The sequence below is a fragment of the Mesorhizobium sp. Mes31 genome (assembly GCF_024519675.1).
In the GTDB taxonomy this organism is placed as follows: Bacteria; Pseudomonadota; Alphaproteobacteria; order Rhizobiales; family Rhizobiaceae; genus Mesorhizobium.
The window spans coordinates 167,416-185,347 of record NZ_JALJRL010000008.1; the positions used below are offsets into that span (position 1 = coordinate 167,416).

Annotated in this window: 19 protein-coding genes; 13 read left to right on the forward strand and 6 right to left on the reverse strand. The window is 64.3% G+C overall.

Annotated elements, in window-relative coordinates; translation table 11 throughout:
- The first annotated feature begins 38 nt into the window (after window positions 1–38).
- Window positions 39–557, forward strand: a complete 519-nt coding sequence (locus NR193_RS15940; RefSeq protein ID WP_256751742.1) for a disulfide bond formation protein B — start codon at window positions 39–41, stop codon at window positions 555–557.
- Between the two features lie 155 nt (window positions 558–712).
- Here the strand turns inward: NR193_RS15940 and NR193_RS15945 are convergent, their stop codons facing one another.
- Both NR193_RS15945 and NR193_RS15950 read right to left on the reverse strand, forming a co-directional pair.
- On the reverse strand, window positions 713–1,270 hold the full coding sequence (locus tag NR193_RS15945; protein ID WP_006328497.1) for an HNH endonuclease: 558 nt from the start codon (window positions 1,268–1,270) through the stop codon (window positions 713–715).
- Between the two features lie 128 nt (window positions 1,271–1,398).
- Window positions 1,399–2,040: a DNA-3-methyladenine glycosylase gene (locus NR193_RS15950; protein WP_256751743.1), complete on the reverse strand. Its 642-nt coding sequence runs from the start codon at window positions 2,038–2,040 to the stop codon at window positions 1,399–1,401.
- A 73-nt stretch (window positions 2,041–2,113) separates the two neighbouring features.
- Here NR193_RS15950 and gluQRS point away from each other — a divergent pair, with 73 nt between their 5' ends.
- On the forward strand, window positions 2,114–2,989 hold the full coding sequence (gene gluQRS / locus NR193_RS15955) for a tRNA glutamyl-Q(34) synthetase GluQRS (RefSeq protein ID WP_256751851.1): 876 nt from the start codon (window positions 2,114–2,116) through the stop codon (window positions 2,987–2,989).
- A 152-nt stretch (window positions 2,990–3,141) separates the two neighbouring features.
- Window positions 3,142–4,050 carry a DMT family transporter gene (locus NR193_RS15960; RefSeq protein ID WP_256751744.1) on the forward strand — a complete coding sequence of 303 codons (909 nt, stop codon included), beginning with the start codon at window positions 3,142–3,144 and terminating at the stop codon, window positions 4,048–4,050.
- Here NR193_RS15960 and NR193_RS15965 read toward each other — a convergent pair.
- Window positions 4,020–4,868, reverse strand: a complete 849-nt coding sequence (locus NR193_RS15965; RefSeq protein WP_256751745.1) for a YihY/virulence factor BrkB family protein — start codon at window positions 4,866–4,868, stop codon at window positions 4,020–4,022. The genes NR193_RS15960 and NR193_RS15965 overlap by 31 nt on opposite strands.
- 59 nt (window positions 4,869–4,927) lie before the next feature.
- Here NR193_RS15965 and NR193_RS15970 point away from each other — a divergent pair, with 59 nt between their 5' ends.
- The 7 genes from NR193_RS15970 (at window position 4,928) to NR193_RS16000 (ending at window position 10,359) form a co-directional block, all read left to right on the forward strand.
- Window positions 4,928–5,794 (forward strand): SDR family oxidoreductase, encoded by an 867-nt coding sequence (locus NR193_RS15970; protein ID WP_256751746.1) that lies wholly within the window; start codon window positions 4,928–4,930, stop codon window positions 5,792–5,794.
- 24 nt (window positions 5,795–5,818) lie between these two features.
- The gene (locus tag NR193_RS15975; protein WP_256751747.1) at window positions 5,819–6,010 is read left to right on the forward strand and encodes a twin transmembrane helix small protein; all 192 of its coding nucleotides are present in this window, start codon (window positions 5,819–5,821) and stop codon (window positions 6,008–6,010) included.
- A 25-nt stretch (window positions 6,011–6,035) separates the two neighbouring features.
- Entirely contained in the window at window positions 6,036–6,617 is a 582-nt protein-coding gene (locus NR193_RS15980) for a cob(I)yrinic acid a,c-diamide adenosyltransferase (protein ID WP_256751748.1), read from the forward strand.
- A 32-nt stretch (window positions 6,618–6,649) separates the two neighbouring features.
- Complete coding sequence (locus NR193_RS15985) at window positions 6,650–7,447, forward strand: rhomboid family intramembrane serine protease (protein WP_256751749.1); 798 nt, start codon at window positions 6,650–6,652, stop codon at window positions 7,445–7,447.
- Window positions 7,448–7,660: 213 nt separating this feature from the next.
- Entirely contained in the window at window positions 7,661–8,410 is a 750-nt protein-coding gene (locus tag NR193_RS15990) for an electron transfer flavoprotein subunit beta/FixA family protein (protein ID WP_256751750.1), read from the forward strand.
- A gap of 23 nt (window positions 8,411–8,433) precedes the next feature.
- Window positions 8,434–9,363, forward strand: coding sequence for an electron transfer flavoprotein subunit alpha/FixB family protein (locus NR193_RS15995; protein ID WP_256751751.1), 930 nt, complete (start codon window positions 8,434–8,436; stop codon window positions 9,361–9,363).
- A gap of 117 nt (window positions 9,364–9,480) precedes the next feature.
- On the forward strand, window positions 9,481–10,359 hold the full coding sequence (locus NR193_RS16000) for a 3-hydroxybutyryl-CoA dehydrogenase (protein WP_091585341.1): 879 nt from the start codon (window positions 9,481–9,483) through the stop codon (window positions 10,357–10,359).
- A 44-nt stretch (window positions 10,360–10,403) separates the two neighbouring features.
- On the opposite strand, the gene NR193_RS16005 is transcribed toward NR193_RS16000, so the two are convergent.
- From NR193_RS16005 to NR193_RS16015, 3 genes are all read right to left on the reverse strand, one after another.
- Window positions 10,404–12,323: a PAS domain S-box protein gene (locus NR193_RS16005; RefSeq protein ID WP_256751752.1), complete on the reverse strand. Its 1,920-nt coding sequence runs from the start codon at window positions 12,321–12,323 to the stop codon at window positions 10,404–10,406.
- 221 nt (window positions 12,324–12,544) lie between these two features.
- Window positions 12,545–13,183 carry an NrsF family protein gene (locus tag NR193_RS16010; RefSeq protein ID WP_256751753.1) on the reverse strand — a complete coding sequence of 213 codons (639 nt, stop codon included), beginning with the start codon at window positions 13,181–13,183 and terminating at the stop codon, window positions 12,545–12,547.
- Between the two features lies 1 nt (window position 13,184).
- Window positions 13,185–13,736: a sigma-70 family RNA polymerase sigma factor gene (locus NR193_RS16015; RefSeq protein ID WP_057143847.1), complete on the reverse strand. Its 552-nt coding sequence runs from the start codon at window positions 13,734–13,736 to the stop codon at window positions 13,185–13,187.
- Between the two features lie 326 nt (window positions 13,737–14,062).
- Here NR193_RS16015 and NR193_RS16020 point away from each other — a divergent pair, with 326 nt between their 5' ends.
- The 3 genes from NR193_RS16020 (at window position 14,063) to NR193_RS16030 (ending at window position 17,904) form a co-directional block, all read left to right on the forward strand.
- The gene (locus NR193_RS16020) at window positions 14,063–15,070 is read left to right on the forward strand and encodes an iron ABC transporter substrate-binding protein (protein ID WP_256751754.1); all 1,008 of its coding nucleotides are present in this window, start codon (window positions 14,063–14,065) and stop codon (window positions 15,068–15,070) included.
- A 174-nt stretch (window positions 15,071–15,244) separates the two neighbouring features.
- Window positions 15,245–16,825 (forward strand): iron ABC transporter permease, encoded by a 1,581-nt coding sequence (locus tag NR193_RS16025; protein WP_256751852.1) that lies wholly within the window; start codon window positions 15,245–15,247, stop codon window positions 16,823–16,825.
- Complete coding sequence (locus NR193_RS16030) at window positions 16,822–17,904, forward strand: ABC transporter ATP-binding protein (protein WP_256751755.1); 1,083 nt, start codon at window positions 16,822–16,824, stop codon at window positions 17,902–17,904. Before NR193_RS16025 ends, NR193_RS16030 begins: the two co-directional genes overlap by 4 nt.
- Window positions 17,905–17,932 lie beyond the last annotated feature (28 nt).

Genomic DNA, 17,932 nt, shown 5'->3' on the forward strand with positions numbered 1-17,932 from the left:
GACTGAGCGGGCGGCGAACGCAAACGGACGAAAGACCCATGACAGCGACCATGAATGCCGACACCGGACGCCAGCGGACGCGGACCGCCTTGTTTCTCGCCGTCGCCATGGCCGCCACGGTGGGCTCGGCGCTGGGCTTCCAGTATCTCGGCGGTTACATCCCCTGCCACCTTTGCCTCCAGCAGCGCACGCCCTACTACGTCGGCGTGCCATTGATGGTGCTGGCGGTGCTTGCATCAACGCTGCATGCACCCGCATGGGTGCCGCGCGGCCTGCTGGCCGTCGGCGGCCTGCTGATGCTCTACGGGCTCTATCTCGGCGTCTACCACTCCGGCGTGGAATGGGCGTGGTGGCCGGGCCCGACCGATTGCACCGCGGGCGCCGGGCCGGTCGACACCGGCGGCAAGGGCGTGCTTGACGCGCTCGACAAATTCGTGCCGCCGTCCTGCGACAAGGCGGCGCTTCGCATCCTCGGCCTGTCGCTGGCCGGCTGGAACGCCATCGCCAGCCTTGTCCTCGCCGCCGTCGCCTTCCGCGGCGCCCTCACCCGCGATTAAGTACTGCGCCGACGCGAAATCGTTCAAAGAATTCGGCAGGCTGAGTCGTATGGAGTGATTGTCGAGAACCGAAGCGGAGCGGACATTTGGTCCGTGAGCATCGGAAGCGCAGACAATTGCTCCAGACGGCCAGCCTCCCGAATTCTCCAACGATCTCAAGGTTCGAGTTCAACATCCCAGTAGAGATAATCCATCCAGCTTTCATGCAGATGGTTGGGCGGGAACAGGCGACCGTTGTTGTGCAGATCATGCACCGTCGGCTGGAAAGGCTTCTGCAGCGGCCACATCTTGGCATGCGCCGGCATCATGCCGCCCTTCCTGAGATTGCAGGGCGAACAGGCGGCGACGACATTCTCCCACGTCGTCGCGCCGCCACGATGGCGGGGGATGACGTGATCGAAGGTCAGATCCTCGGGCGTGCCGCAATATTGGCACTGGAAGCGGTCGCGCAGGAAGACATTGAAGCGAGTGAAGGCCGGATGCCTGGACGGCTTCACATAGGCCTTCAGGCTGACGACGCTCGGCAGCTTCATCGAGAAGGTCGGCGAGGATACGGCGTGCTCGTATTCGGCGACGATATTCACGCGGTCGAGGAACACCGCCTTGATGGCGTCCTGCCACGACCAGAGCGACAGAGGGTAATAGCTGAGCGGACGGTAATCCGCATTCAGCACCAGCGCTGGAAGCCCATCCGGAGATACGGCAACCGTCACGTGTTGACCTCCTTCGTTCTAGGACCGAACGGCGCGGATACTGTAAGCCCGACATGACAGGGATGTGAAGCGGATTGTCGCGTCGCTGAAGCGCCAAAAACGCATGATTTTTATGCCTTTTCGCGGATTCAGGCCGGGGGCGCGGCATCCCGCCCCCTGGTTTCGCGATAATAGGACCAGAAAAGCCGCGATGCGACACCTCGCCACGGGCTCCATGATTCGGCCAATGCGATCAGCGTTTTCTCCGGCGGACGCGGATCGATCCCGAGCGCATGGCCGACGGCGCTCTGCAAGGCGACGTCGCGCGCGGGGAAGATGTCGGGGTGGCCGGCGGCAAACAAAAGATACACTTCCGCCGTCCACGGGCCGATGCCGGGCACCGCCGTCATCGTCGTGATCGCCTCCTGGGCGTCGAGCGAACAGAGGTGGTGAAGGTCGAGGCCGCCGACCACGGCCTGGGCGACGGCGATCAGACCACGCTGCTTCGGCCGCGACAGGCCGGCCTCGCGAAACATGTCCTCGCCGGCGGCAAGGATCGCCTGCGGCGTCAAGGGATCGACGAGCCTGATCAGCCGTCCAAAGATGGCATCGGCACTGGCGCGGGACACTTGCTGTGAGACGACGATCGAGGCGAGGCTCCTGAACCCTGGCTCCGAGAGCCGCAGCGGCACTTCGCCTGCCATGCCGCGTACCTTTTCCAGCCGCGGGTCGATCACGCAAAGCGCGTCGAGCCCCCGTGCAATGTCGTCGAGCGTGGCGATGCGTTGCATGCTTTCTTGTTCCTTGATCCTCTACAGGGTAGCAATTGGCGAAGCGCCGCAAAACATGATTGCCGCCGGACAGATGACACTCCTGACATTCCGCTTCGCGCCCAGCCCCAACGGCGAACTGCATCTCGGCCATGCCTATTCGGCGCTGCTCAATCAAAAATTGGCGCGCGCCGCCGGCGGGCGGCTGCTGCTGCGCATCGAGGACATCGACACGACGCGCTGCACGCCGCAATTCGAGGCAGGCATGCTTGCCGATCTGAAATGGCTGGGGCTTGGCTGGGAGGAGCCGGTGCGCCGCCAGTCCGAGCATTTCGCCGAGTATGGGGCGACGCTTGACCGGCTGATCCGCGAGGAACTCGTCTACCCCGCCTTCATGAGCCGTGGCGAAATCCGCGCCTTCATCACCGACAGCGAACGGCGCGGGCGCGACTGGCCGCGCGATCCCGACGGCGTGCCGCTCTATCCCCCGGCCGACAAGGCGCTGCCGGTGAAGGAACGCAAACGACGGATCGCCGACAACGCGCCCTTCGCCTGGCGGCTGGATGTCGGCACCGCCATGGCGCGTGTCGGCAAGGACCTCGCATGGGCCGAATTCGTGGATGAGACGCTTTCCGCGACGCGCTCCGTCGAAGCCCGTCCGCAGGACTGGGGCGACGTGATCGTGGCGCGCCGCGATATCCCGACCAGCTACCACCTCGCGGTCGTCATGGACGATGCGCTGCAAGGCGTCAGCCATGTCGTGCGCGGACAGGATCTGTTTTCCGCCACCGGCGTGCAACGCCTGCTGCAGGAAGTCCTGGAACTGCCGCGGCCGGCCTATTTCCACCATCGTCTCATCCTCGGGCCGGACGGACGAAAGCTGTCGAAGAGCCTGAAGGACACGGGCCTTGCCGCCTTGCGCGATGCCGGCGCGTCCCCGGAGGACGTCAGGCGGATGGTCGGGCTTTGATCTCTGCGCGGTTAGAGCAAACCACGCCTCGAATCCGCCGCCCGTTGAATTCCGGTGATGCATGGATCAATCGTTTCGTTTTGCGCGCCGGGTTGAACCGGATTAGAGCAGCGCCAACGGTCAATTCTCTGCAGCGCGGCGGTCTCCGGAAAATGCACAGCATCAAGCGGTTCATCCCCGCCACCTTCGTTGTCCTGTGGGCAACCGGCTTCATCGGCGCGCGCTACGCCATGCCATGGGCGGAGCCGTTCACCTTCCTCGCCGCACGTTTCGTCATAGCTGCCATCTTGCTGGCTATCCTGATGCCCGTGCTGGGCTCGAAGCGAGCCACGCGCGAAGAAGCGCTGCATGCCACCGGCGCGGGCATCCTGATGCATGGTGTCTATCTCGGCGCCGTCTTCTGGGCCATCCACAGGGGCATGCCGGCGGGGTTCTCGGCCCTGATCGTCGGCCTGCAGCCGCTGATCACGGCCGTTCTTGCCGGCAAGTTTCTCGGCGAGGCGATCCTGCCGCGCCACTGGCTTGGCCTCGGCATCGGCCTCGTCGGCATCGTCATCGTGCTGTGGCCAAAGCTCGGGGCGCTCGGCGGCGGCGTGACGGCGGCCACGCTGACCGCCTCGCTGGTCTCGGTGCTCGGCATGAGCGCCGGCACCATCTGGCAGAAGCGCTTCGCCTCCGGCGGCGACCTCGTCGCGGCGACCATGTGGCAATATGTCGGCGGTGCCTCGCTGATGATACTGGCCTCGCTCGCTTTTGAAACACGCACCGTCGTCATCAACGGCGAATTGATCTTCGCCATGGCCTGGCTGGTACTGGTGCTGTCGCTCGGCGCCATCTTCCTGTTGATGCTGATGATCCGCGACGGCGAGATGTCGAAAGTCGCCTCGCTGTTCTACCTGGTGCCGGCGGTGACGGCCATCATCGCCTGGGCCCTCTTCGACGAGCAGCTCAATGCGCTGCAGATCGTCGGCATGGCGATTACGACCTTCGGCGTTGGCCTGGCAACGGCTCGACAGACCAGGGCACAGGGTCAGCCGACTCGGGCACGCGCCTCCAGGTAGCGGCTGATCGCGGCATTGAGCTCGCCGCCAAGGATGAAGATCGCCGAGATCATATAAAGGAAAACCACCGCGATCATGATCGAGGCAAGGCCGGCATAGGTCGTCACATAGGACGAGAAATGATCGAGGTAGGAAGCGAAGACGGTCGAGCCGACAAGCCATGCCGCCAATGTGAAGATGATGCCCGGTACGATCGACACGAGGCGGCGCTTGCCCGCCGGGAGCCAGAAATGCACGGAAAACAGCCCGCCGACAATGACCACCGAGGCGATGACGTAACGCCATAGCGTGATCGTGCCCATATAGGGCTTGATACCCTCGATATGGGCTTCGGCGAGCCGCGCCAGCAGCGGCGCGAACACCAGAAGCACGCTGATGGCCAGGAACCCGGCCGTCGCGATCAGCACGAAGACGATGCTCTGCACCCGGCGGTAGATGATGCCGCGCGTCTCAGACACGCGATAGGCGCGGTTGAGCGAGGTGCGCAGCGCCTCGATGCCGTTCGAGGCAAAGTAGGCAGCCAGCAGCACGCCATACGTCAAAAGGTCGGTGCGCCTGACGGTCAGTACATTGAGCACTTCACGCGCGATCGGCTTGGCGATCTGTTCGGGCCAGGTGTCGAAGACCAGGTGCACCGCGGTGTCGGAGAACGCCTGCGCGCCAAGGAAGCTGGCGAGCGTCGTGGCAAAGATCAGGAACGGGAACAGCGCCATCAGCGAGGTGATCGCCAGATGGCTGGCCATCGCCCAGCCGTCATCGGTGTTGAAATGGCCGAGCGCGTCATAGAGAACGCGCTTGAGGGCTACGATCTTCCGCATTGAGAACCGCGTCCCTCCAATTGTCTCCACGCCGGGAATATGGGAAGGGATTGCGGCAAATGGCAACCCTTGGCGAAACCACGAGCAATCCCGCGCGAGAATTGCGCTCGATCATCGTCACCGGCGCATCCTCGGGAATAGGCGCCCACTGCGCACGTGCGTTGAAGACCGAAGGCTGGCGGGTGTTCGCGACGGCGCGCAAGCCTGAGGATATCGCTGCGCTCGAGGCTGACGGCATCGAGGCCTTCTATCTCGATTATAGCGAAGCCGCATCCATTGAGGCGCTGGTTGCATCGGTTCTCGAGCGTACGGGCGGCAAGCTCGATGCGCTGTTCAACAATGGCGCCTACGCTCAGCCCGGCGCCGTCGAGGACTTGGCCGTTGCGGCGCTCAAGGAGCAATTCGAGGCGAATTTCTTCGGCTGGCATGACCTGACCCGCCGTCTGGTGCCGGTGATGCGCCGTCAGGGTCATGGCCGCATCGTGCATTGTTCGTCGATCCTCGGCCTGACGCCGGTGCGCTTTCGCGGTGCCTATTCGGCGTCGAAACACGCGCTGGAGGCCTTGATGCTTTGCCAGCGCCAGGAACTGGCCGGCAGCGGCGTCCATGTCTCGCTGATCGAGCCTGGGCCGGTGACATCGAAGATCGCCAGCAATGGGCTGGTGTGGTTCTTGAAGAACATCGACCACGAGAACTCCGTGCATCGTGCGGACTACCAGGCACAACTGGAACGGCTGAGGGCCGGCGGCAGCCAATCACGGCTGAAGCCTGGGCCGGAAGTGGTTCACAAGGCGCTGCGCCATGCACTTCTGTCGCGGCGCCCGCGCCCGCACTATGTGGTAACAGTGCCGGCCAGAATCGGCGCCGCGCTCAAGCGCGTCCTGCCGGCATCGATGCTCTATCGCCTGCTCGCCAAACGCGCCTGACGCAAGGGAACTGGGAACGCAACAATGGCCACCACCTTCAACATCCTCGCCATTCTGGTCATGGTCGCCGTGGTGATCGTGCTCATTCGCGGTCTCATCAACATGATGCGTGGCGGTTCCGGCGTCACCTCGAACAAGCTGATGCAGGCGCGTGTTCTCCTGCAGGCCATGGCGCTGGCGCTGATTCTGCTGGCGGTGTATTTCACCCGCAAGTGAGGATATCGGCCGTTCGGGAGGCGACGTGGTCAAGCTCAACAAGATCTACACCCGCACCGGCGACGATGGCACCACGGGTCTCGGAACCGGCGAACGGCGGCTGAAATCCGATCTGCGGGTGGACGCCTATGGCACGGTCGACGAGGCCAATGCCTGCATCGGCATGGCCCGCGTCCACACCGCGCAGACCTATCAGGCGATCGACGCCATGCTTTCCCGCATCCAGAACGATCTCTTCGATCTCGGCGCCGATCTCGCCGTGCCCGACGACGGCAAGCCGCTCGGCTATGAGCCGCTGCGCATCATCGCCGCGCAGACCGGCCGGATCGAAAAGGATATCGACCTGCTCAACAAGGACCTTCAGCCGCTCAGATCCTTCGTGCTGAACGGCGGCTCGCCGGCGGCCGCCGCCCTGCATCTGGCCCGCACCGTGGCGCGGCGGGCCGAACGGCTGATGGTGGCCCTGGCCCAGGACCCGCGCGAGCACGTCAACCGCGACGCGCTGAAATACATCAACCGTGTCTCGGATTTCCTGTTTGTCGCCGCTCGGGCGGTCAATGACAACGGAAATGCCGACGTGCTATGGGTTCCCGGCAAGAACCGCTGAACTGTCCGAAAAGCGGAAGGGGCCGGGGATCGATGTTCATCCCGCTTTACGACACCAACAGGCTGCGGCATATCAGGCTGCAATATGTGACGATCGGCCTGATCGTGGTCAACGCCGTGGTCTATCTCATCACATCGCTCGGCGGCGAGAACTTCACCAATGCCGCGGTGCTCGGCCTCGGCTTCATCCCGTCGGTCGTTCATGACACCGCCGAGCTCGACCCCCGCTTTGTCGTCATCCCCGAAAGCCTGAGCTATCTCACCTATTCCTTCCTGCATGCTGACATCTTCCACCTGGGTGGCAATATGCTGTTCCTGTGGGTGTTCGGCGACAATGTCGAGGACGCGCTCGGCCATGTCCGCTATCTCATCTTCTACCTCTTGTGCGCCATCGCCGGAGCAGCCTTCCAGGGGCTCGTCGGATGGGACTCGCAGGTGCCGCTCATCGGTGCGTCGGGCGCCATTGCCGGCGTGGTCGTCGCCTATCTGATCCTCTATCCGCGCGTGAAGGTATGGGTGCTGGCTTTTGCCCGCATCCCGCTGCGCATTCCAGCCTTCATCCCGCTCGTCCTGTGGGTGCTTTTCCAGGTGGTGATGTTCGTCGCCGGCGGCGAGGACCAGATTTCCTGGGCTTGCCATATCGGCGGCATCATCGCCGGAGCCGTACTGGTGCTTGTCCTGCGCAGCCGCGGCGTACCGCTGTTTGCGCCCGCTGACGAGGATGTCGCCGTTACCCGTCCCGAACAGTCTCCGGTTTCCGCCCCGATGACGCCCGAGCCGCCCGCCGCGACGCCGCGCTGGGGGCGTGGAAACACGTCCAGTCCCGACTGAACCGATTTGAGCGGCTTGCCGCGTATTGACGTGCAGGGTTGCCGCAACTACGGAAACGTCTCCGTCCGAGCCCAAGGCGGTCAAAGACCAGAATTTCCATCCGGCCAGAATTCCGTCTGGCCGGAATTCAGTCAGGAATGTCGGCTTTCGACAACTCAGAAGGGGCGCAGGCTGTTATAGCGCGCCCAACTATCGTGAAGAGGTGACAGGCAAATGAAGATCCTTGTGCCCGTGAAGCGGGTTGTGGATGCGAATGTGAAGGTTCGCGTGAAGGCTGACGGTTCGGCGGTGGAGCTCGCCAACGTCAAGATGGCGATGAACCCCTTCGACGAGATCGCGGTCGAAGAAGCGATCCGGCTGAAGGAAGCCGGCAAGGCTGAAGAGATCATCGTCGTTTCGATTGGTCCGCAGCAGGCGCAGGAAACCCTGCGCACCGCGCTCGCCATGGGCGCCGACCGCGCCATCCTGGTCAAGACCGACGAGCAGACCGAGCCGCTCGGCGTTGCCAAGGTGCTGAAGGGCGTCGTCGACGCCGAGAAGCCCGGCCTCGTCATCCTCGGCAAGCAGGCGATCGACGATGATTCCAACCAGACCGGCCAGATGTTGGCCGCATTGCTCGGCTGGGCGCAGGGCACCTTCGCCTCCAAGGTCGTGATCGAGGGCGACAAGGCCAAGGTGACGCGCGAAGTCGACGGCGGCCTGCAGACGGTGGAGCTGAAGATGCCGGCGATCGTCACCGCCGACCTTCGCCTCAACCAGCCGCGCTATGCCTCGCTGCCCAACATCATGAAGGCCAAGAAGAAGCAGCTCGACGAAAAGACCCCGGCCGACTACGGCGCCGACGTCAAGCCGCGGCTGAAGGTCATCAAGACCGAGGAGCCAAGCGGCCGCAAGGCGGGCGTCAAGGTCAAGAGCGTCGCCGAACTGGTCGACAAGCTCAAGAACGAAGCCGGCGTGCTGTAAGCGATCGGGAAAGGAAAAAGAAAATGGCTATTCTTCTGATTGCTGAACACGACAACGCCACGCTTTCCGACCAGACTGCCAAGGCGCTTTCGGCCGCCCTGCAGATCGGTTCGGACGTGCATGTGCTGGTTGCCGGCAAGGGCGCCAAGCCGGCAGCGGATGCCGCCGCCAAGCTCAAGGGCGTAAGCAAGGTGCTGCTCGCCGACGCCGACGAACTCACCGAGCGTCTCGCCGAACCGATGGCCGCGCTCGTGGTGTCGTTGGCTGGCGCCTATGACACCATCATCGCGCCGGCGACCTCGTCGGGCAAGAATGTCGCGCCGCGCGTTGCCGCGCTCCTCGATGTCGCGCAGGTGTCCGAGATCATCGAAGTGGTCTCGCCCGACACCTTCAAGCGGCCGATCTATGCCGGCAACGCCATCCAGACGGTGCAGTCGACCGACGCCAAGAAGGTCATAACCGTCCGCACGGCCTCCTTCCAGGCTGCCCCCGAGGGTGGCTCGGCGGCGGTCGAGACGATCAAGGCGGCGGCCAATCCCGGCCTGTCCACCTTCGTCGAGAACAGGCTGTCGGAGACCGACCGTCCGGAACTGACCTCGGCCAAGATCATCATCTCGGGCGGCCGCGCGCTCGGCTCCTCGGAGAAGTTCCAGGAGGTCATCCTGCCGGTCGCCGACAAGCTCGGTGCCGCCGTCGGTGCTTCCCGCGCCGCGGTCGATGCCGGCTACGCGCCGAACGACTGGCAGGTCGGCCAGACCGGCAAGGTGGTGGCGCCCGATCTCTACATCGCCGTCGGCATCTCCGGCGCCATCCAGCATCTTGCCGGCATGAAGGATTCCAAGGTCATCGTCGCCATCAACAAGGACGAGGAGGCACCGATCTTCCAGGTTGCCGACTACGGCCTCGTCGGCGACCTCTTCGTCATCCTGCCGGAACTGCAAAAGGCGCTTTGACGCTTTCTGCCAAAGCGTATTAAATTGTGAGGGGTGGGGTAGACGAAGTCGCCCCGCCCTTTTAGTTTGCACCGCACAAAAAGCAGGCTGCAAAGGCCTTTTGACGGGATCGGTGTAATGAGCAAGATCGAGACGATCGGCATCATCGGCGCGGGCCAGATGGGCGGTGGCATCGCCCATGTCTCCGCGCTTTCGGGCTACAAGGTGCTGATCTACGATATATCGCCCGACCGGATCGAGAAGGGCATCGCCACCATCAGCGGCAACATGGCCCGTCAGGTGGGGTCCGGCAAGCTCGACGAGAAGGTGCGCAACGACGCGATGGCGCGCATTTCGGCAGCTCCGGCCATGGCCGATCTTGCCGGCGCCGATCTCGTGATCGAGGCGGCGACCGAAGACGAGACGGTCAAGCGCAAGATTTACGCGCAGCTCTGTCCCCTCCTCAATCCCGAAGCCATCCTGGCGACCAACACCTCGTCGATCTCGATCACGCGGCTCGCCGCGCAGACCGACCGGCCGGAGCGTTTCATCGGCATCCATTTCATGAATCCGGTGCCGCTGATGAAGCTGGTCGAGCTGGTGCGCGGCATTGCCACCGAGGACCAAACCTTCGAGGCGGCAAAGACCTATGTGAAGCAGCTCGACAAGACGATCACGGTTTCGGAGGATTTTCCGGCCTTCATCGTCAACCGCATCCTGCTGCCGATGATCAACGAGGCGATCTACACGCTCTACGAGGGCGTCGGCTCCGTCGATGCCATCGACACCGCCATGCGGCTCGGCGCCAACCATCCGATGGGGCCGCTGCAGCTTGCCGATTTCATCGGCCTCGACACCTGCCTGTCGATCATGCAGGTGCTGCACGACGGCCTGTCGGATTCGAAATACCGCCCCTGCCCGCTGCTGGTCAAATATGTCGAGGCCGGCTGGCTCGGCCGCAAGACCGGGCGTGGTTTCTACGACTATCGCGGCGAACATCCCGTTCCGACGCGCTAGTCAGGTTCGCGTCAGCGAACAGGCCGCCGGCCGATTGACCCTGATCAGGACGCGGCAGCCAGCGGCTCGGGCGGTTCTGTCTTGTTGTCGACCCCATCCGGCGCGACGGAAACGCATCCACGGCCGGCCGCCTTGGCGGCATAGCAAGCAGCGTCGGCTCTCGCGATGATTTCGTCGACCTCGCCACAATTGGCGCCGATCGCAGCCAACCCGATGCTGGCGCCGATCAGGTGGGGACGGCCGTCCCAGGTGAAATCCAGGCCGGCTATCGCATCGATGATGGATCGCGCCACAATCTTGGCGCGGGCAGCCGAACCCGATTTCAGGATGACCGCGAATTCGTCGCCGCCCAGGCGCGCGACGATGTCTTCGGGGCCAAGGACGCCGCGGATAGCCTCGGCGACCCGCTTGAGCAAGGCGTCTCCTGCCGCGTGGCCGCCAGTGTCGTTGACCAGTTTGAAGTGATCGAGGTCAACGAACATGAACTGATGTCCGCCGCCTCCGGCCGACACTGTCGTACAGTCCTTGCGCGCCTGAGCGACCAGTTCCTCCATCGTGCGGATGAAGCTCGAGCGATTGGCAAGGCCGGTCAGCGCGTCATGCGCGGCGGCGTGGGCAAGCTGTCGCTGCAGCGCGCGCGCATCGGTGAAATCCTGGAAGACGATGACCAGTCCGCAGAACTCGTTCCGCTCGTTCATGATCGGCGACACGACCTGACGGATGCTGCATCGCGTGTCGTCGCGCCGGATGAGGACGGCGCGGCTGTTCTGGTCGGAAGGGGCCTGGCCGATCGCCGGCCGAGTTACGCCGATCCTGTGACCCGTCTCCTCGTCTACCGCCCAGTAGACATGACCGAGCATCTTGCCGAGGGCCTCGCCGCCGGAAACTCCGGTCAGCTTTTCGGCGACCGGATTCATGAAGGTGACGCGGTTCGCGGCGTCGGTACAGATAACGGCATCGCCGATCGACTGGAGCGTCACTCTGAGTCGTTCCTTCTCGTCGGCGAGCATTGTCGCCGACACGGCGAGGCACTCTTCGGCCTGCTTGCGCCGGGTGATGTCGGTCAGGCTGCCAATGGCCCTGATCAGCCTCCCCCCGGCGTCACGCTCGATGACCTTGCCGCGGTCGAGGATCCATATCCAGTGGCCGTCCTTGTGGCGCATCCTGAACTCGGCCTCGAAGAATGGCGTCTTGCCTTCGAGATGGGCGCGATCCGCCTCGGCGACGGTCTCGCGATCGTCGGGATGGATCATCGTCAGCCAATGGTCGGGATCGCCATCGAGCTCGCCATCCGCATAACCAAGCATCCTGACCCAGGTCGAGGAATAGGTCGTGCCGCCCTTGCGCATGTCGAGGTCCCAGACGCCTTGGCCGGCGCCGGCGAGAGCGAAATTCCAGCGCGTTTCCGCTTCGGCGACGCGCGCCTCGGCCTGCTTGCGTGCGTCGATGTTCTCGATCTGCGAGACGAGATAGAGCGGACGGCCGCTTTTCTCGTCGCGAATGACGGAACCGGCAAGATGGGCCCAGACGGGGGTGCCGTCCTTCCGCAGGTAGCGCTTCTCGAACTGGAAGGCGTCGACGGTGCCGGCCTTCAGACCGGCCATCGTTTCCCGCCCTATCTGCAGATCGTCGGGATGCGTGATCTGGAAAAAGGTCAGCGCCTCGATCTCCTCGCGGCTGTAGCCGAGCATGGCGGCGAAGGCCGGATTGGCCTCGAGAATGCGCCCGTCGAGGCCGACAACGGCGATACCGATCGCCGAATCCTTCATCGCGCGGCGGAAGCGCTCTTCGCTCTGCGCGATCTGCCGGCGGTCCTTGGTGATCCGCCGAGCGAACAGGGCGGCGAGGAAGAGGCCACCCACCGCCACCCCTGCCGAGATCCGCAGCCAGAGTTTCAGCGCGTCAGGGCCGAGATCCAGTCGCGACAACACCATCGAGGCAACCGCGGCACAGAGGCCGGCCACGAGCAGCGCCGACCCTGCGTGCCCAAAAAATCGTCGGCCGGTCAATCCTCGCCACATCGCGATACGTGCCACCCCCGTGCGCAAACGGATGTTGTCGCGCTGAGCCTGATGGATTGGCTTTAAGGAAAGGTTGCCTGCGGCATGCCCGCGCCATCGCTAACCGACAAACATTGCCGGCATGATTAAGGATCCGTGTGCACGGAGCGCGATCGCGGCGGGCACTACCAGCGCACGAAAAACCGCCCGCCGAGCGCGCCGAGCAGCGCCAGCATCGCGATCGCTATGGTGTACCAGGTGGCGACGAAAAGCGGCGAATCGTCAAAGCAGTGCGCGGCGTAGAAGGTCGCAGCCAGTCCGCCGGCGAGCAGGCCGGCGACCGCTCCGGCAAGCACCGGCCGTGTCGGTGCGCCGTAGCGCAGCATCCACAGGAAGATGGCAAGCGGGCCGATGCCGATTAGCGGAATGAAGCCCATGCAGATCATCATGTTGGAGCCGACAAGGCGCGTTCCCCAGTCGGCTTCCGGCACAGCGAAAAGCTCCAGAACCACCGCCACCGCGACCAGCAGTGGAGCGGCCACCATCCAGGCCATCGCCCGGCCGGTGGCCGCGCCGGGCGTCGACAACGCACGGATCAGCGCGAAGGCGCTGACAGCAAGCACGATGGTGAAAACGAACTTTGAGACAAAACGCATCGTGTGCATCGCTGCCATGAAGTCCGGGCGCGGGCCGATCGTCAGCAGGAAAACGACTGCCGCGATGATGGCGGCCGCACCGGCGGCCAGCCACCATGCCGAGCTCAGCGGCATCGCCTTGCTGCGGGCATCGGCGTCCAGCGCCTTGATGAGATCGTCCGTCCTCATGTCATTCCCGCCCGAACCGCCCCTGCCCAAATCGCTTGGCTATCGCGGCAAGTCCCCGATGCAGCGACACCCGCACCGCCGTCTCGCTGATGCCGAATTTCGCCGCGGTCTCGCCGATTGACCGTCCTTCCACCGATACGGCCGAAACCACCGAACGCTGTGCCGGCGACAGCCCGTCCAGGGCCCGGTTTATGTCGCGCTCGCTGACGGTTTCCGTTTCCGGCTCGGCGAAAGTCTCGGCGATATCGTCGACATCGATCTCGATGCGCCGTCCACGCCGCCGGAACGCATCGATGAGCTTGAAGCGGGCAATCGCATAGATCCACGGCAACACCGGCGCATCCTGGCGCCAGGTATGCCGTTTCACATGAATGGCCAGCAAGGTTTCCTGCACGACATCCTCGGGATCGACCCCGCCCTGTACGATCTTGCGCCTGACAAAACCGCGCACCAGCGCGGCAATCCGGTGCAGAAAGTCGGCATAGGCCCTTTCGTCTCCCGCGATCGCGGCTCGCATCAGCCGGGAAAGCTCGGCCTCATCCTTGCCGCTCACAAGAGTTACTCCCCGGGTTTTCGCGCCTTGGCGCTGATTTGTTACGTGGCCGGCGAAATAATGTCCAAGGCAAATTACGGGCAAATCACGAAAGTTTGCGGGTTCCGGAGCGGCGACCGCAAACCGCTTCGCCTTACATCGGTAACGGCCTCGCGAACACACAACGGGCCAATCCGCCGAGCGGGCATCACGCGGAATTGTCCATCTGGCACCGGCTTTTGCGCCTCAGCGACCGATTGAAGCAGATCATCAATCTTGACTATCGCTGTCAGGTATCGATAGGTGCAGCCTGCGAGACCAAGACCAACGAGACCGAGGACGACGCCATGAGATACGCTCTTTCCACCCTTGCCGGCGCGGCGGCGCTTGCAATCAGCCTGATCGCCGGCCCGGCGATGGCGGAAGACGATGGCATCATTGTCTACAACGCCCAGCACGAAAACCTGACCAAGGCGTGGGCCGAAGGCTTCACCAAGGAAACCGGCATCAAGGTCACCGTGCGCAATGGCGGCGACAGCGACTTCTCCAACCAGATCGTCGCCGAAGGCTCATCCTCGCCGGCCGACGTGTTCCTGACCGAAAACTCGCCGGCCATGGTGCTGGTCGAGAGTGCCGGCCTGTTCGCACCCGTCGACGCCGACACGCTGGCGCAGGTTCCTCAGGACTATCAGCCGGCCAGCGGCAAATGGGTCGGCATCGCGGCGCGCAGCACCGTCTTCGCCTACAACAAGACCAAGCTCAACGCCGATCAGTTGCCCAAGTCGCTGCTCGATCTCGCCGACCCAAGCTGGAAAGGCCGCTGGGCCGCCTCGCCATCGGGTGCCGATTTCCAGGCGATCGTCAGCGCGCTTCTTCAGCTCAAGGGCGAGACCGCCACGGCGGACTGGCTGAAGGCAATGAAAACGAATTTCACCGCCTACAAGGGCAACAGCACGGTGATGAAGGCGGTCAATGCCGGCGAGATCGAAGGCGGCGTGATCTACCACTATTACTACTTCGGCGATCAGGCCAAGACAGGCGAAAACAGCAAGAATGTCGAGCTGCACTACTTCAAGAACCAGGACCCGGGTGCCTTTGTCTCGATTTCCGGCGGCGGCGTGCTGGCCTCGAGCAAGCATCCGAAGGAAGCCCAGGCCTTCCTGAAATGGGTCACGGGCAAGGGTGGCCGGGAGATCCTGAAGACCGGCGATTCCTTCGAATACGCGGTCGGCAAGGGTGCCGAGTCCAATCCGAAGCTGGTGCCGCTGGCCGATCTGCAGGCGCCGAAGGTCGACGCAACGACATTGAACTCGAAGAAGGTCACCGACCTGATGACCGCAGCCGGCTTGCTTTAGTTGCCGTTCGTCCTAAAAGGACAACCGACCGCGCTCCCGCGGGGAATTCACCTTCCGCGGGAGTGCTTTGTTTTTCGAGATGGCATTCGTCCATGACGACACGCTGTGTTCCCGACCGCAATCGCGGTCCTTCAATTGCTGCCACCGGGCGGCAGCGGCGCGGCGCCTGAACTGATGCAGTCCGTGGTCGATCTCGCACGCTCGGGCCTGCCTTCGGGCACAGGCCAAAGAACGCTGCGGCGCATGGCACCATGGATAGTCATCGCCGCCATCTTCGTTTCGCTGCTGTCGCTGCTGCCGCTTGCCTTCATTATCTGGATCGCGGTGCAGACCGGCTGGGAAACCGTCTCGGCGCTGGTCTTTCGGCCGCGCGTCGGCGAGCTTCTGGTCAACACCGGCCTGCTGGTGTTGCTGGCCGTGCCGATCGCCATCGTGCTGTCGGTTGCGCTGGCCTGGCTGACCGAACGCAGCGATCTGCCTGGCGCCCGGCTCTGGTCCTGGCTGTGCGTGGCGCCGCTGGCCATCCCCGCTTTCGTGCACAGCTATGCGTGGATCACCATGGTACCGCGGCTGCACGGTCTTTGGGCTGGCGTGCTTGTTTCCGTCATCGCCTATTTCCCGTTCCTCTACCTGACGGTGTCGGCGGCACTGCGCCGTCTCGATCCTGCCCTGGAGGACGCCGCGGCGGCGCTCGGCCTTGGACCCTGGCGTGTCTTCCTGCGCGTCGTGCTGCCGCAACTGCGTCTCGCCATCTGCGGCGGCTCGCTGCTGGTCGGACTGCATCTGCTGGCCGAGTATGGCCTCTATGTCTTCATCCGCTTCGACACCTTCACCACGGCGATCGTCGACCAGTTCCAGTCGACCTTCAACGGACCGGCAGCCAACATGCTGGCCGGCGTGCTGGTGAGCTGCTGCTTCGTGCTGCTCGGCATCGAAGTGCTCGTGCGCGGCGAAGAGCGCTATGCCCGCGTCGGCTCCGGCGCCGCGCGCTCTCAGCAGCGCACGCGTCTCGGTCGCGCCACCATCCCCAGCCTGTTGTTGCTCCTCGCCACCACACTGCTGGCGCTTGGCGTGCCGTTCGTCACCATCGGCCGCTGGCTTGTCGCCGGCGGCATGGAAGTCTGGCGCTTCGACGAGATTGGCCTGGCGCTCGGCCAGACGCTGTTCCTGGCGCTTGCCGGCGCGTTGCTGGCCACCGTTGCCGCCATGCCGATGGCCTGGATCTCGATCCGCGCGCCGGGACCGCTGCAACGCTTGCTGGAGAGTTGCAACTACATTGTCGGCTCGCTGCCCGGGGTCGTCATTGCGCTGGCGCTGGTAACCATCACCGTGCGCGTCGCGCTGCCGCTCTACCAGACCCTGTTCACCATCCTGGTTGCCTATGCGCTGATGTTCCTGCCGCGTGCCCTGGTCAGCCTGCGGGCGTCGATCGCCCAGGCGCCGGTCGAGCTCGAACGCGCCGCCTCGAGCCTCGGCCGGCCGCCGCTCAATGCGCTGTGGTCGACGACGATCCGCCTTTCGGCACCGGGTGCCGCCGCCGGCATGGCGCTGGTGGCGCTCGGCATCATGAACGAACTGACCGCGACCCAGATGCTGGCGCCGAACGGCACCCGCACGCTGGCGATGGCGTTCTGGTCCTACAGCGGCGAGATTGATTATGCCTCGGCGGCGCCTTACGCCTTCATCATGGTGGCGATGTCGCTGCCCCTGACCTGGCTGCTCTATGTCCAGTCGAAACGGATGGCCGGACGATGAGCTTTCTCGAGATCAGTGGCCTGCACAAGCATTACGGACCGGTGGCGGCACTTGCCGGTGTCGATCTGAGTGTCGCCAGCGGCAGCCGCACCGCGATCGTCGGCCCGTCCGGCTGCGGCAAGACGACCTTGCTGCGGCTAATCGCCGGTTTCGAGGCGCCGGACCAGGGCCGCATCGCGCTCGACGGCGAAGTACTGGCCAATGGCGGCAATGCCGTGCCGGCGCACCGCCGCGGTATCGGCGTGGTGGCGCAGGACGGCGCCCTGTTCCCGCATCTGACCATCGGCGACAACATCGGTTTCGGCATCAGCCGCGGCGACGACAAGCGCTCCGAGCGCATCGTCGAACTCGCCTACATCGTCGGACTGGACAAGGCGATCCTCAAACGCCGCCCGCACGAGCTCTCCGGCGGCCAGCAGCAGCGTGTGGCGCTGGCCCGCGCCATGGCGATGAAGCCCCGGCTGATGCTTCTCGACGAGCCGTTCTCGGCGCTGGACACCGGCCTGCGTGCCTCGATGCGCAAGGCGGTGGCCGAGCTTCTGGAAGCGGCCGGCATCACCACCATCCTGGTGACGCACGACCAGGCCGAGGCGCTGTCCTTCGCCAGCCAGGTGGCGGTGATGCGCGACGGCAAGTTCTCGCAGGTCGACACGCCGCGCGAGCTCTATCTCAGACCCAGGGACAGGATGATCGCCGAGTTCCTCGGCGACGCCATCATCCTGCCGGCAAAGATATCGGGTGGTTTCGCCAACTCGCCGCTCGGCCGCATCCCGGTCGACACCGCCGACAATCGCGACGTGGCCCGCATCATGCTGCGGCCCGAGCAGATCGCCCTGAAAAGAACCTCGCGCGAGGGGATGTCGGGCACGCCCGATATGCTGTTCGGCGAAGTGACGGAATCGGAATTCGGCGGCTCGATGTGCATGATCGCGGTGCGGCTCTTGAACAGTGCCGATCCGCCGGACGCGGCCGCGATCGGCAACACGCCGCTGATCCTGCGCAAGCCAGGCATGGATGCCCCTGCGGTCGGCGAGATTGTCCGGCTGACCGTGTTGGGGAAAGCGCACGTGTTTGCCTGAGCGCCCCACGCGTTAACACACGTGTGGA

What these genes read in the sequence shown, in the direction of transcription:
- NR193_RS16030 (WP_256751755.1), top strand. Translation starts at nt 16,822, where the DNA reads ATGAGCTTTCTCGAGATCAGTGGCCTGCACAAGCATTACGGACCGGTG.
- NR193_RS15950 (WP_256751743.1), bottom strand. Translation starts at nt 2,040, where the DNA reads ATGCAACGCATCGCCACGCTCGACGACATTGCACGGGGGCTCGACGCG.
- NR193_RS16020 (WP_256751754.1), top strand. Translation starts at nt 14,063, where the DNA reads ATGAGATACGCTCTTTCCACCCTTGCCGGCGCGGCGGCGCTTGCAATC.
- NR193_RS15975 (WP_256751747.1), top strand. Translation starts at nt 5,819, where the DNA reads ATGGCCACCACCTTCAACATCCTCGCCATTCTGGTCATGGTCGCCGTG.
- gluQRS (WP_256751851.1), top strand. Translation starts at nt 2,114, where the DNA reads ATGACACTCCTGACATTCCGCTTCGCGCCCAGCCCCAACGGCGAACTG.
- NR193_RS16025 (WP_256751852.1), top strand. Translation starts at nt 15,245, where the DNA reads ATGCAGTCCGTGGTCGATCTCGCACGCTCGGGCCTGCCTTCGGGCACA.
- NR193_RS15965 (WP_256751745.1), bottom strand. Translation starts at nt 4,868, where the DNA reads ATGCGGAAGATCGTAGCCCTCAAGCGCGTTCTCTATGACGCGCTCGGC.
- NR193_RS15985 (WP_256751749.1), top strand. Translation starts at nt 6,650, where the DNA reads ATGTTCATCCCGCTTTACGACACCAACAGGCTGCGGCATATCAGGCTG.
- NR193_RS16010 (WP_256751753.1), bottom strand. Translation starts at nt 13,183, where the DNA reads ATGAGGACGGACGATCTCATCAAGGCGCTGGACGCCGATGCCCGCAGC.
- NR193_RS15995 (WP_256751751.1), top strand. Translation starts at nt 8,434, where the DNA reads ATGGCTATTCTTCTGATTGCTGAACACGACAACGCCACGCTTTCCGAC.
- NR193_RS15960 (WP_256751744.1), top strand. Translation starts at nt 3,142, where the DNA reads ATGCACAGCATCAAGCGGTTCATCCCCGCCACCTTCGTTGTCCTGTGG.
- NR193_RS15970 (WP_256751746.1), top strand. Translation starts at nt 4,928, where the DNA reads ATGGCAACCCTTGGCGAAACCACGAGCAATCCCGCGCGAGAATTGCGC.
- NR193_RS16000 (WP_091585341.1), top strand. Translation starts at nt 9,481, where the DNA reads ATGAGCAAGATCGAGACGATCGGCATCATCGGCGCGGGCCAGATGGGC.
- NR193_RS15990 (WP_256751750.1), top strand. Translation starts at nt 7,661, where the DNA reads ATGAAGATCCTTGTGCCCGTGAAGCGGGTTGTGGATGCGAATGTGAAG.
- NR193_RS15940 (WP_256751742.1), top strand. Translation starts at nt 39, where the DNA reads ATGACAGCGACCATGAATGCCGACACCGGACGCCAGCGGACGCGGACC.